Raw genomic sequence first — 12,201 nt, 5'->3', positions numbered from 1 at the left:
CAGTTAGGATTCTGTTGATTCCGGCCTGGAGAGGACCATCCGCGTGATCATCGACGTACACAGCCACTTCTTCCGTGATCACAGCCATTTCAGCGAGTCCTTCGTGGCCCAGTCGTCTCGGTCCCGCACCGAGCCGGTGGACCTGCGGGTGCGCTGGGAGGACTACCTGGCCACCGCGCCGGTGGACACTCGGACCATCGTTTTCGGTGCCAAGGCACGGCTTTCCGGCCAGTGGGTGCCGGACGAGATGGTCGCCGAGTACATCGCGGACCAGCCCGACCGGTTGATCGGTTTCATGGCGCTGGACCCCACCCAGCCAGGCTGGCAGGACGAGATGCGGGTAGCGCACCGGTCGCTGGGCCTGCGCGGGATCAAGCTGATGCCGATGTACGCCGGTTTCGACCCGGGCGACGAGTTCTGCGACCCCCTGTGGGCGTACGCGCAGGAGAACCAGCTGCCCGTCTTGCTGCACACCGGTACGACTTTCGTCTCGCAGGCCCCGATCGCCTACGCCAGGCCGGCTCTGCTCGACCCGGTCGCGACCCGGTTCCCGGAGCTGCGGATGATCCTCGCGCACCTCGGGCACCCGTACGAAGGGGAGTGCATCGCCGTCATCCGCAAGCACCCACATGTGTACGCGGACGTGTCGGCGCTGGTCTATCGGCCGTTCCAGCTGTGGCGCGCGTTGATGTTGGTGCAGGAGTACGGCGTGTGGGACAAGCTGCTCTTCGGCACCGACTACCCGTTCACCACGGTCAACGAGACCGTCGAAGGCCTGCGCTCCGTCGCCCAGGTCGAAAGCCCCAAGGGCCTGCACGGACTCGACGCCTCGGCTGTCGAGTCCCTCATTCACCGCGACGCCCTGCCGCTGCTGGGCCTTACCTGACGGCGGTGTGTGCGAGGATCGCCTCGATCGCCACATCCCAGCAGGGGCGCGGAAGTTCATGGCCGGCGCCCTCCAGCGGCACCAACCGCGCGGCGCGGATCTCGCGGGCCAGCGCGACACCGTGTCCGTAGGGGAAAAGTGGGTCCTCGGTGCCGTGCATGACCAGCGTTGGCAACGAAATCTCCGCGAGCCGGTGCCGCTGACTGGCGCCGCCTTCGAGCATCCAGTGGTTCTGACCGGCCGCCATGTTCTTCGTACGATCGAAAACCTGGACGGCGAGGGCTCGCGCGGCCGGTTCGTCGAAGGGCAGCGATTGGCCGGCCACCAGCTGCTGGTCCCGTACAACGGACTCAATGACGGCCGAGCGGTCGGTCCAGTCCGGCGGCGCGGCGGCCTCGGCGAAGCTCGCCTTCAGCTCGGGCGACATCGGCGGAAGGTCGGCGTCGCCAGGACCGGCCGTCGTCGACATGAACGTCACCGAGGTCAGCCGGTCGGCGTGATCGAGCGCGAGCTGCTGGGCGATCGCGCCGCCCATGGAGAACCCGACGACGTGCGCTTTGGCTGTTCCCAAGGCATCCAGGATCCCCATCGGATCGGCGACGAGGTCACTGGACTGGTACGTCGGTGCCCCCGCTGGGTCGTGCGCGGACCGGCCGGTGTCCCGGTGGTCGTAGCGCACCACGTACCGGCCGCCCTCGGCCAGCCGGTGGCAGAAGTCCGTCAGCCACCAGTCCATCGAAGCGGTCGCGCCCATGATCAGCAGGATCGGCGGCGCGGCCGGCTCACCGAATGTCTCGACACAGAGGTCGACACCGCGGACTGGGAGGATCTGCTCCGGCATGCTGCTCCTTAGGTCGTTCTCCTACAGACCAGACGAGCATTGGAAAGTCATCGGTTGGCGGCACCGTCTCGTACCAACCGGAGCAGCCGTACGGCCCGCTCATCATCCGCGCCAGTCAACGCGATGCCGTTGGCCAGCCACAACACGTCCCGAACCGGCAGGTCGGCTCGTACGTCCCCGGCCTCCTGCGCCCGTACGAGCAGGGACCCGGCGGTCGAGAGCATGGCGTCGTGCCACTGCCCGAAGCGCTCCGAGTGCAGGCCCGCTGGGCCCGCCATGAGCGACCGCGCGAGGTCCTGCTTGGTGACGACATGTGCGATGAAAGACCGCAACCACTGGAAAAGTGCGTCGCCGGGGGAGTCCGCCACCAGCAACGCCTCGCCGCGCGCGCACAACGCCGTGACCTCGTCGGCGTAGACCGCGACCAGCAGGTCTCGCCGGGTGGGGAAGTGCCTGTACATCGTCGCGTTGCCGATGCCGGCTCGTCGCGCGACCTCGTCCAGCGGCGCGTCCGCGCCATGCTCGCCGAAGACCTCTTTGGCGGTGGCAAGCAGTAGGTCGTAGTTGCGTTGCGCATCGGCTCTGCGACGAGGGCTGGCGGTTGACATGACACTCCGAGGGTAACTGGGGTTTCCCCCAGTTACCCTACCGGGAATGGTCGGCGAACAGATCGAGCAGCTTGCCAGGCGAGCCCGGGCCAAAGCAGAGCTCCAGGTTGTTCGCGGATTCCGCGGCGGACGCCGCGCTGCGCGGGAACAGCGCTTCTTCGTACGTGGACAGCGCCTTCTCGATGTCGTCTGGGTGCGCGACGATCGCCGCCGCCAGCTCGGCGCTGTCGAACATCGCAAGATTGGCGCCCTCGCCGGCAAAAGGCGACATCAGGTGGGCGGCATCGCCCAGCAGCGTCACCCCCGGCACGCGATCCCAACGATGGCCAACCGGCAACGCGTAGATCGCCCGGGGGACTAGCGCGTCGTCTGAGTCGGCGACGAGTGCGCGCAGCTGCTCGTCCCAATCGTGAAAGGAAGCCAACACAAATGCCTTGGCCACGTCTTGATCCGTGATGCCGGCGGCCCAGTTTTCGGCCGTACGCAAGGCGCAGTAGATGTCGAGGCAGCCGTTGCTGTCGCGGTGCGCCAGAAAACCCTGGTCTTGAGCGAGTGCGAACAGCATTCCGCCGCCGACCACCGCGGCACTGCCGGGATGGCGGTCATCAGCATCGTTCAGGTGCGTTTCGACGAAAGAAATGCCGGTGTAAGTGGGCCAGGCTGCGGAAACCAGCGGGCGCACCTTGGACCAGGCGCCGTCGGCGCCGATCAGCAAGTCCGTGATGAGGGAGGATCCGTCGGCGAAAGTCACCTCGTGACGGCCGTCGGCGAGCGTACGAGCGCCGGCGACCTTGATGCCCCACCGGATCATCCCGGCGGGCAGCGAACCGATGAGAAGCTCGCGCAGCGCGCGGCGGTTGACCTCGGGCCGACCCCGGTCGCCGTCCTCTTTTTCGTCCAGCAGAACAGTTCCGTGCTTGTCGAGGACGCGCGTGGCTTCGCCGCCTTCGTGTACGAGGGCGCGGAACTCGTGGTAAAGGTCTGCCGCGCGCAACGCGATCTGACCGGTGTCGTCGTGGATGTCCAGCATGCCGCCCTGTGCCCGCGCCTGAGGCGACGGCTCCAGTTCGTACACAGTCGCTTGGATCCCGTGCAGGTGCAGGATCCGGGCCAGCGTCAGGCCGCCGAGGCCGGCGCCAATGATGGTTATCGAGGTCATGTCAGTGCTCCCTTAACGTGTGCAGTGTGCCGTCGATGACGGCCTGAAGGCCCCACGACAGTCGGGCCTGCGGCGGGCCGGACAGCAGATCCGCGCCGATCGCGGCGAGATGGGGATGAGTCGCGGGGGAGATGTCTCGTACGGCTGAGTCCAATGCACGCCAGTCTTCGTCCGGCGCCTCGATCGCGTGCTCAGCGGCCGTCGCCGTCCCGAGCTGGAGCAGCAGGTCAAGACCCCAGGCGGCCTGCCCGACAGGCACGCCACCCTGGTGCAACAGCGCGAGCAACGCCTCGCACAGGTCGAGGTAGTTCGGGCCGGATGGTCGGGCCACCAGCGCCGACTGGGCCAGACCCGGATGCTCAAGGAGCAGCGCGGTGTACGAGCGCAGGATCGTCTCCAGCCGCGTCCGCCAGTCGCCGGCCGCCTTGACCGGACTCAGATCGAGGCCACCGAGCAAGTCGTCGAGGATCGCGGCGTGCAGCTCGGCGGTGTTGCGTACGTACACGTAAAGAGACGCCGCACCGGTGTCGAGTTCCTGAGCCAGTCGCCGCATGGTGACCCGGTTCAGACCCTCAGCGCCCATCAGCATGACGGCCGTACCAACGATCGACTCACGCGTCAGCGCTGGCTTGGCCGGACGATCTCTGCGGCTCCTCGGTGGCATAGGCACACTCTGACGAACATGTTCGTAACGAACAAGTTCGTCAGCGTGTGACCTGTCATACGAACCGTGCAGATGTGGCACCATCTTGCACGTGACCAGCACCGGCGCCTCGGCGCAACACCTGCGCGACCTCGCGCGCCTTCGCCGGGTCCGAGATCGGATTGACCGGGAGTACGCACAGCCGCTGGATGTGGAGGCGCTCGCCCGGGACGCGCACATGTCGGCCGGGCACCTCAGCCGCGAGTTCCGGCAGGCGTACGGCGAGTCGCCGTACGCGTATCTGATGACGCGGCGCATCGAGCGGGCGATGGCGCTGCTGCGCCGCGGCGACCTGAGCGTCACCGATGTCTGCTTCGCGGTCGGCTGCTCGTCGCTGGGCACCTTCAGCACCCGGTTCACCGAGTTGGTCGGAGTGCCGCCGAGTGTGTATCGGCGGGACGCGGCGAGCGCGACCAGCGGGATGCCGGCGTGTGTGGCAAAACAAGTCACCAGACCGATCAGGAATCGAGAAGCGCGGTCCGCGAGCCGCAAATAGCCTGGTCGCCATGGACATCACCATTCACTCCAGCTTCCTCCCACAGGACGATCCCGACGCCGCCATCGCCTTCTACCGCGATGTGCTCGACTTCGAGATCCGCAACGACGTCGGTTTCAACGGCATGCACTGGATCACCGTCGGTCCAGCCGGCCAGCCCGGCACGAACGTCGTTCTCTACCCGCCGGCGGCGAGTCCCGGACTCACCGAGGACGAGCGGCGCACCATCACCGAGATGATGGCCAAGGGCACGTACGGCACGCTGCTGTTGGCCACCAAAGACCTCGACGGCGCTTTCGAGAAGCTCCAGGCCAGCGACGCCGACGTTGTCCAGGAGCCGACCCAGCAGCCGTACGGCGTGCGGGACTGCGCCGTCCGCGACCCCGCTGGCAACATGATCCGTATCCAGGAAACGCCCTCGTAGTGAACTGGAACCGCTAGAACCTTCGCTGGACCAAGCCACAGATGGAGAACGATGACCAGGGCAAAGACGCCGTCGCCGGGGCAGCACGCCGCTGACAGCCACGATCTGATCCGCGTCACCGGGGCGCGGGTGAACAACCTCAAGGACGTCAGCGTCGACCTCCCCAAGCGCCGGCTGACGGTGTTCACCGGCGTCTCCGGCTCGGGCAAGAGTTCGCTGGTCTTCGGTACGATCGCGGCCGAATCGCAGCGGCTGATCAACGAGACGTACAGCGCGTTCGTACAGGGATTCATGCCGACGCTGGGCCGGCCGGACGTGGACGTGCTCGACGGCCTGACCACCGCGATCATCGTCGACCAGCAGCGAATGGGCGCCGACCCGCGGTCCACCGTCGGCACCGCCACCGACGCGAACGCGATGCTGAGGATCCTGTTTAGCCGCCTCGGCAAGCCGTACATCGGCTCGCCACAGGCGTTCTCCTTCAACGTGGCCTCGATCAGCGGAGCCGGCGCGGTCACCATCCAACGCGCCGGCGCGACGGTGAAGGAACGGCGCGCCTTCAGCATCACCGGCGGCATGTGCCCGCGCTGTGAGGGCCGGGGCTCGGTCAACGACATCGACCTCACCCAGGTGTACGACGACAGCAAGTCACTCAACGAGGGCGCGCTGACGATCCCCGGCTACAGCATGGACGGCTGGTACGGGCGCATCTTCGGCGGCTGTGGCTTCTTCGACCCGGACAAGCCGATCCGCAGGTTCACCAAGCGAGAGTTGAACGACCTGCTCTACAAGGAGCCGACCAAGATCAAGGTCGAGGGCATCAACCTGACGTACGAAGGGCTGATCCCGAAGATCCAGAAGTCGATGCTGTCCAAGGAGGTCAGCTCGCTGCAGCCGCATATCCGCGCCTTTGTGGAGCGGGCGGTCACCTTCGCCACCTGCCCCGAATGCGGCGGCACCAGGCTGAGTGAGGGAGCCCGCTCGTCGAAGATCAAGGGCATCAGCATCGCCGACGCCTGCGCGATGCAGATCAGCGACCTCGCCGAGTGGGTACGCGGCCTCAAACAACCATCCGTGGCGCCCCTGTTGGTGGCGTTGGGGGAGACGCTCGACTCGTTCGTCGAGATCGGGCTGGGCTACCTCAGCCTCGATCGGCCGGCCGGCACGCTGTCGGGCGGCGAGTCGCAGCGTACGAAGATGATCCGTCACCTCGGGTCGTCGCTCACCGATGTCACCTACGTCTTCGACGAGCCGACGATCGGGCTGCACCCGCACGACATCGTACGAATGAACAACCTGCTGCTGCAGCTGCGCGACAAGGGCAACACGGTGCTGGTTGTCGAGCACAAGCCGGAGACGATCGCGATCGCCGATCACGCCGTCGACCTGGGCCCACGTGCGGGCACCGACGGTGGGCAGGTGGTCTTCGAGGGCACCGTCGAGGAGTTGCGTGCCAGCAAGACCCTCACTGGTCAGCATCTGGACGATCGCGCCTCGCTGAAGCCGTCGGTGCGTACGCCTTCGGGCGCGATGGAGGTGCGTGGCGCCAACACCCACAACCTGCGCAACGTCAACGTCGACATCCCGATGGGCGTACTGACCGTACTCACCGGCGTGGCGGGCTCGGGCAAGAGCTCGCTGATCACCGGCTCAGTGGCGGGGCGCGAGGGCGTGGTGTCGGTCGACCAGGGACCGATCCGTGGCTCGCGGCGGAGTAACCCGGCGACGTACACCGGGCTGCTGGACCCCATCCGCAAGGCGTTCGCGAAGGCGAACGGCGTCAAACCGGCGCTGTTCAGCGCCAACTCCGAGGGCGCCTGCCCGAACTGCAACGGCGCCGGCGTCGTCTACACCGACCTGGCGATGATGGCCGGGGTGGCGACCCTCTGCGAGGTGTGTGAAGGCAAGCGGTTCCAGGCCGAGGTGCTGGACTACAAACTCGGCGACAAGGACATCAGCCAGGTGCTGACCATGCCGGTGACCAAGGCCGAGGAGTTCTTCGGCGCCGGCGAGGCCCGGATCCCAGCGGCCCACAAGATCCTCGGACACCTCGCCGACGTGGGCCTGGGATACCTCAGCCTCGGCCAGCCGCTCACCACCCTGTCCGGTGGCGAGCGGCAGCGGCTCAAGCTGGCCACCCATATGTCCGAAGCCGGTGGCGTCTACGTCCTCGACGAACCAACGGCCGGCCTGCACCTGGCGGACGTCGAGCAGCTGCTCGCCCTGCTGGACCGGCTCGTCGACTCCGGTAAATCGGTCATCGTCATCGAGCACCACCAGGCCGTGATGGCGCACGCCGACTGGATCATCGACCTCGGTCCCGGCGCGGGCCACGATGGCGGCCAGATCGTCTTCGAGGGCACCCCCGCCGACCTCGTCGCGGCTCGTACGACCCTCACCGGCCAACACCTCGCCGCGTACGTGGGCGCCCCGGTGAAGAAGGCGCCGGCTCGCCGCACCGCACGCTAGAAGAATTCCGGTTATCCCAGCGAACTCAGGTCGCGGGGTTGCCGAACCAGCGGGAGAGGTGGTCGTCCAGGTCCTGCTGCTCGTCTCCGATCCAGGCAACGTGGCCGTCGGGGCGCAGCAGGATGCACGGAACGTCCAGTGCCGCTGTGGGATCCGCGAGGTAGTCGACCCGGTCTGACCAGCCGCCGACGGTCAGGCGTTCAGTGCGGTCCAGCAGCAGGCCACGGCCGCGATGCAGCAGGTCGTAGAGGTGGCCCTGTTTCACGTCGATGTCGCGCAGGCGGCGGCCGAGCAGATCGGGGCCTTCGCCGAAGTCGTAGCGGATGCCGATCGCGGTGATCTTCTCGATCAGACAGCGGTTCACCTCGTCGAAGTCCATCAGTTCGGTGAGCAGCCTGCGTACGGCCTGCGGGCCCGGTTCGGTGGACAGCAGTTCCATCTGGGCGCGGGTGTTGTCCAGCACCTCCTCGGCGACCGGATGACGTTCGGCCTGGTAGGTGTCCAGCAGGGTTTCCGGCGCCCAACCGCGGATCTGTCCGGCGAGTTTCCAGCCGAGGTTAAAGGCGTCCTGAACGCCCAGGTTGAGTCCCTGGCCGCCGGTGGGGGGATGGATGTGGGCGGCATCGCCGGCCAGCAGCACCCGGCCGAGGAGATAACGTTCGGCCAGCCGGGTGGCATCCCCGAAGCGGGACAACCAGCGCGGGGAGTGCACGCCGAAGTCGGTTCCGGCGATAGTGCGCAACTGCTGTTGGAAATCCGCGAGGGTGGGCGGTTCCGCGCGATCGCTGACTCCCGAGGCGGGGAGGACAACACTATAGATTCCGCCGCCGAAGGGCCTGAGCCAGAAGGGCTTGTGGGTCTCCTGGATCTCGGTCACCTTGGCGGTGATTTCCTCCTGCGGCACACCCACTTTCATCTCGCCCACCAGCGCGTCGGTCCGCGAGGGCTCGCCGGGGAACCCGACGCCGAGCAGTTTGCGCACCGTACTGCGCCCACCATCACAGCCGACGAGATAGCGCGTACGCAGCTGGTCGCCGTCGGCCAGCGTGACGGTGACACCCCCGTCGTCCTGCTCGAAATCGGCCATCGCGCAACCACGCCGGACCTGCGCACCCAGCTCGATCGCATGTTCTTCGAGCACGCGTTCAATGGCCGGCTGCGGGATGCCCAGCAGATAGGCGTGCGCGGAATCCAGGCCCTTGGGCGCGGGTTTGTCGATGGCGGCGAAAAATCCGCCGGCCGGACGCCGTCTTCCTCGTTCGAGAAGGCGATCCAGCAGTCCGCGCATCGCCATCAGCTCGAGACTGCGAATATGCAGACCGACGATGCGGACGTACGACTTGGGCTCGGTTTCCTTCTCCAGCACGAGTACGCGCACATCGTGCAGCCGCAGTTCGGCCGCCAGCGTCGCGCCAGTCGGCCCGCAGCCCACAATGATCACATCGAAAGAGTCCACAGGTGTTGCCTTTCAGGAATGCCTAGTTGTCGAGGCGCTCCCGGCGACACCTACGTCAATCGCCCGACCGTGCTGGGAAGAGAGAGCACCCATATCGATACAGCGTTCATGGGACTCACCTCCTGGTGCGGTGTCACGGTCCAGTGCAAGCTACAAGCCCGAGGATCACCCGTCCAATGTTTTACGCATCCCACGCTTGGTCGATAAGCAACATTATGTCAAGTAGTGGTTATCGCTCAGAGGTGACCAGCCCTGAATGACCTCCACGGCGATCTCGTCCGCGGGACGGTCGTCGGTCTCGACCCGTACGTTCCCCAGCCCGTCCAGGGCGTTCATGGTCCGTGTCGCCTGATCAGCGATCTCGCGTAGTCGCTCTGGCGGTTGTCCGATCAACTCGTCGCCGGCCAAACCCACCGTCGACGTGACGCCGTTGCCGCGCCGCACGATCCGGTCAGCCAGCGTTTGCCGGCTGGCGCCCAGCTGGCACAGCGTGATCGTGGCCGCTGGCAGCATCTCGACGTACGGCGTCACCTGTTCAGGCCGCTCAAGTGGTCCGACGGCGACCAGACACTGCGCTCCACCTGCTCGAAACCCCCGCCACACCGCAGCGAGGTTCGCCGCCTTGAGCCGGTGATTGCCGGCCGTTTCCGGGCGGCGAAAGCCAATCTGGGCGAGGTCGACGTACGCGGCGTTGACCCCGGTTTGGCGGAGTTGTTGATAAACCTGCCAACCCACGGTCGACTTGCCGACCGCGGGCGGCCCGCACAGCCAGAGAATCTCGCCAGGCGTGAAGTCCGCGACGCTCGGCCTCTCGACCGGCGTCGCCAGCCTTGGCCATCCGGTTCGCGCCCGAATCTGGTCGACGACCTCAGCCACGGCGAGCTCAGTCGTGTCGACGTACGGGTCGGTGGCGAAGGTCTGGTCCAAGGCGTCGCTGTACGCGACTTCAGCGGTGAAATCGCCCGTCTGGCCACGAGCAGCGAGCCGCCGGCGCAGTTCGGCAGGCTCGGCGCGTAGCCGGCAGGTGGTCAACCGCGCGCGTGGCAGCAGGTCAGTCTCCACTCCGCGGACCGCGTCGGTCACCCCCGGCACGATCACGCAGCGGGCTCCCGCGTCCTGGAAGTTGGCGACGACAGCGTTGAGCGTACGAGCCTTCAGCCGGTGCCGACCGGGATCATCGTGAGGCTCAGGCGCCCAGTTCCCCGGTGTCGGAGGGCCGTAACACATCCCCAGCTGATCTATATCGACATAGCCGGTGGCGATCTCATCCCTGGCCATTTGAAGGAAAAGCTCCCAGGCCACGGTGGTCTTGCCGACCCCTGGTGCCCCGTACAGCCACAGGACATCAAGCGCGGACTCCCCCATCAAATCGGTCATCCGAGGACGAACGGGAGTTTCGGTTCGAGTTCCCCCAGGGCGGTCCGCTCCGCGTCCGCCGGAGCGCGCCGCCCGGTCCCGACCATCAGCACGTCCTTGTCGGACCAGGACGCCGGGAACGGCGTTCCGGCGATCTGCTCCAGCATGGCGCGCGACCGGGCAAGGGACTCGGCGGGCGGTTCGGCCATCGCCGGCAGGTGCGTGATCAGGTCGAGGTGGTGCAGGGTCCATTCGATGACGCACGCGCCGAGGTAGTCGCCCGCAGTGAGCACCATCTCTTGAGTGCTCACCCGCAGGTTCGGGTCGGCGAGTTCGGCGGCGCGACCGGCGGCTGAGGCGACGTCGTCGAGGTGGAACTTCAGGAGCTCCGGGTCCTGGTACGCGGCGGCCAGCCGGACGATCAGCGCGTCGAGCGGATCGTCACCGGTCGGCGGCTCGCCGGAAACCGTCCAGTAGGTGATGGCGTCCCTGGTGGGTTCAGCATCCGCCGGCGTCACCAGGGTGACGAGGACGTCCTGCGCGTCGATGACGAGATGACACACCAGATCGCGTACGAGCCAGCCGGCACAGCCGGACGGTTTCGCGAAATCCTCCTCACAAAGTCCGGCAACCGCCGCACGCAACGCCATCCAGGAGCGAGAGAAGAGATCCACGGCCGCAGGCTAACAGTGGGGCGTCACACCGGTCTCCTGTTTTTCGCTGCCCCATGGCAGGATACGAAGATGTCCCGCAACGACAGGAAAATCCGCCGCTTGGTGGTCGATGGTAAGGATTTCCTCTGGTCGCTGCGGCACGCGAACCGCAGCGACGGGAACAATTTCCTGGACTGCGGCGAGATTCTCACGATTTACCGTGGCGAGCCCTCCGAACGCCTGCTGATCGTTTTCCAGCAGCGCCCTGACCGCCTGGTCGCCGATGGTCATGGCCCCTCCGCGACCGTGTACGCGCAAGGCGGCGTCGTCGTCAATCTGCACAAGCCTGGCACTGTCCGGGCCTTGATCGACGAGGCTATGCAAGACGGGTGGCCGACCACCAGGCAGATCGATGGCTGGCCGCTGGTCGACGCCATCGCCGCACGAGTCGCAGGTGAGGGCGGTGCCCAACTCGCCTGATGGAGAACTGGCGCGGCTAGCTGGGGCGATCCAACTCCCCGACGGCGGCTGGGTTCGTGGCCGCAGACTTGGCCGTCCGGCACCTGAGGGTCCGGCGCCAGACCGTGGCCTCTATCTCGGCAGTGGACGACTACGCCGCCGTCATGACGACCGACTCCGCTGGCCGCACGAGTGGCCCCCTGGTGCTTACCCGACGCCTGGCACGCCACGCCGACTCGACCTCTGCGTGAGCTCCCACTCCCGCGAGCGAGACGTACGGCTAGTTGGACTTGCGCAGGGATCCGGCGAGGTTCCGAGTTGTGACGTTGATGCGGTTCCAGGCATTGATGGCCGCGATCGCCATCACCAGATCCGCGAGGGCTCCCTCGTCGAAGTGGTCCGCGGCGGCCGCCCAGACCTCGTCCGCCACGCCGTCACCGTCAGGCAGCCGGGTGGCGGCTTCGGTCAGGGCCAGCGCGGCGCGTTCGTGGCCGGTGAAGAAAGGCGTGTCGCGCCAGGCGGCGACCGCGAATAGCCGTTCGTCGGTCTCCCCCGCCTTCTTCGCGTCATGACTGTGCATGTCGACGCAGAATCCGCAGCCGTTGATCTGACTGGCCCGCAGCTTGACCAACTCCAAGGTGGAGTGTGGCACCCGGCTCTGCGCCAGATATGCCTCCAGTTGGTACATCGC

General features: G+C 66.8%; 13 protein-coding genes. 5 read left to right on the top strand and 8 right to left on the bottom strand.

Features of this window, described 5'->3' with window-relative positions; translation table 11 throughout:
- Nucleotides 1-43: 43 nt before the first annotated feature.
- Nucleotides 44-886 carry an amidohydrolase family protein gene (locus ABD301_RS24635; RefSeq protein ID WP_344312846.1) on the top strand — a complete coding sequence of 281 codons (843 nt, stop codon included), beginning with the start codon at nt 44-46 and terminating at the stop codon, nt 884-886.
- Here the strand turns inward: ABD301_RS24635 and ABD301_RS24630 are convergent.
- The 4 genes from ABD301_RS24630 to ABD301_RS24615 are packed head-to-tail and all read right to left on the bottom strand — an operon-like array spanning nt 879 to nt 4,158.
- Entirely contained in the window at nt 879-1,727 is an 849-nt protein-coding gene (locus ABD301_RS24630) for an alpha/beta fold hydrolase (protein WP_344312845.1), read from the bottom strand. The two genes, ABD301_RS24635 and ABD301_RS24630, sit on opposite strands and share 8 nt — an antisense overlap.
- Before the next feature lie 47 nt (nt 1,728-1,774).
- Nucleotides 1,775-2,335, bottom strand: coding sequence for a TetR/AcrR family transcriptional regulator (locus ABD301_RS24625; RefSeq protein WP_344312844.1), 561 nt, complete (start codon nt 2,333-2,335; stop codon nt 1,775-1,777).
- Between the two features lie 37 nt (nt 2,336-2,372).
- Nucleotides 2,373-3,494 carry an FAD-dependent oxidoreductase gene (locus tag ABD301_RS24620; RefSeq protein ID WP_344312843.1) on the bottom strand — a complete coding sequence of 374 codons (1,122 nt, stop codon included), beginning with the start codon at nt 3,492-3,494 and terminating at the stop codon, nt 2,373-2,375.
- A gap of 1 nt (nt 3,495) precedes the next feature.
- On the bottom strand, nt 3,496-4,158 hold the full coding sequence (locus ABD301_RS24615; protein ID WP_344312842.1) for a TetR/AcrR family transcriptional regulator: 663 nt from the start codon (nt 4,156-4,158) through the stop codon (nt 3,496-3,498).
- Nucleotides 4,159-4,249: 91 nt separating this feature from the next.
- Between ABD301_RS24615 and ABD301_RS24610 the strand changes: the two genes are divergently transcribed.
- Genes ABD301_RS24610 through ABD301_RS24600 form a run of 3 tightly spaced genes read left to right on the top strand, consistent with a single transcriptional unit; the run spans nt 4,250 to nt 7,586 of the window.
- On the top strand, nt 4,250-4,693 hold the full coding sequence (locus ABD301_RS24610) for a helix-turn-helix transcriptional regulator (RefSeq protein ID WP_344312841.1): 444 nt from the start codon (nt 4,250-4,252) through the stop codon (nt 4,691-4,693).
- 10 nt (nt 4,694-4,703) lie between these two features.
- Nucleotides 4,704-5,117, top strand: a complete 414-nt coding sequence (locus tag ABD301_RS24605) for a VOC family protein (protein ID WP_163573694.1) — start codon at nt 4,704-4,706, stop codon at nt 5,115-5,117.
- A gap of 51 nt (nt 5,118-5,168) precedes the next feature.
- Nucleotides 5,169-7,586 carry an ATP-binding cassette domain-containing protein gene (locus ABD301_RS24600; protein WP_344312840.1) on the top strand — a complete coding sequence of 806 codons (2,418 nt, stop codon included), beginning with the start codon at nt 5,169-5,171 and terminating at the stop codon, nt 7,584-7,586.
- Between the two features lie 25 nt (nt 7,587-7,611).
- Here the strand turns inward: ABD301_RS24600 and rox are convergent, their stop codons facing one another.
- The 3 genes from rox to ABD301_RS24585 all read right to left on the bottom strand — a co-directional run bounded on the left by rox (nt 7,612) and on the right by ABD301_RS24585 (nt 11,072).
- Nucleotides 7,612-9,042 carry a rifampin monooxygenase gene (gene rox / locus ABD301_RS24595; RefSeq protein ID WP_163573695.1) on the bottom strand — a complete coding sequence of 477 codons (1,431 nt, stop codon included), beginning with the start codon at nt 9,040-9,042 and terminating at the stop codon, nt 7,612-7,614.
- A gap of 213 nt (nt 9,043-9,255) precedes the next feature.
- The gene (locus ABD301_RS24590; protein ID WP_163573696.1) at nt 9,256-10,419 is read right to left on the bottom strand and encodes a hypothetical protein; all 1,164 of its coding nucleotides are present in this window, start codon (nt 10,417-10,419) and stop codon (nt 9,256-9,258) included.
- The gene (locus ABD301_RS24585) at nt 10,416-11,072 is read right to left on the bottom strand and encodes a maleylpyruvate isomerase N-terminal domain-containing protein (protein WP_344312839.1); all 657 of its coding nucleotides are present in this window, start codon (nt 11,070-11,072) and stop codon (nt 10,416-10,418) included. Before ABD301_RS24585 ends, ABD301_RS24590 begins: the two co-directional genes overlap by 4 nt.
- 69 nt (nt 11,073-11,141) lie before the next feature.
- On the opposite strand from ABD301_RS24585, the gene ABD301_RS24580 reads away from it, so the two are divergent.
- The gene (locus tag ABD301_RS24580; RefSeq protein WP_344312837.1) at nt 11,142-11,531 is read left to right on the top strand and encodes a hypothetical protein; all 390 of its coding nucleotides are present in this window, start codon (nt 11,142-11,144) and stop codon (nt 11,529-11,531) included.
- A 259-nt stretch (nt 11,532-11,790) separates the two neighbouring features.
- Here the strand turns inward: ABD301_RS24580 and ABD301_RS24575 are convergent, their stop codons facing one another.
- The gene (locus tag ABD301_RS24575; protein WP_425551985.1) at nt 11,791-12,198 is read right to left on the bottom strand and encodes a carboxymuconolactone decarboxylase family protein; all 408 of its coding nucleotides are present in this window, start codon (nt 12,196-12,198) and stop codon (nt 11,791-11,793) included.
- Nucleotides 12,199-12,201: the final 3 nt, after the last annotated feature.

The organism is Fodinicola feengrottensis, assembly GCF_039530045.1.
Lineage (GTDB): Bacteria > Actinomycetota > Actinomycetes > Mycobacteriales > HKI-0501 > Fodinicola > Fodinicola feengrottensis.
Note: the sequence above shows the minus strand (reverse complement) of the source record. Positions and strands in the feature narration are given on the sequence as shown.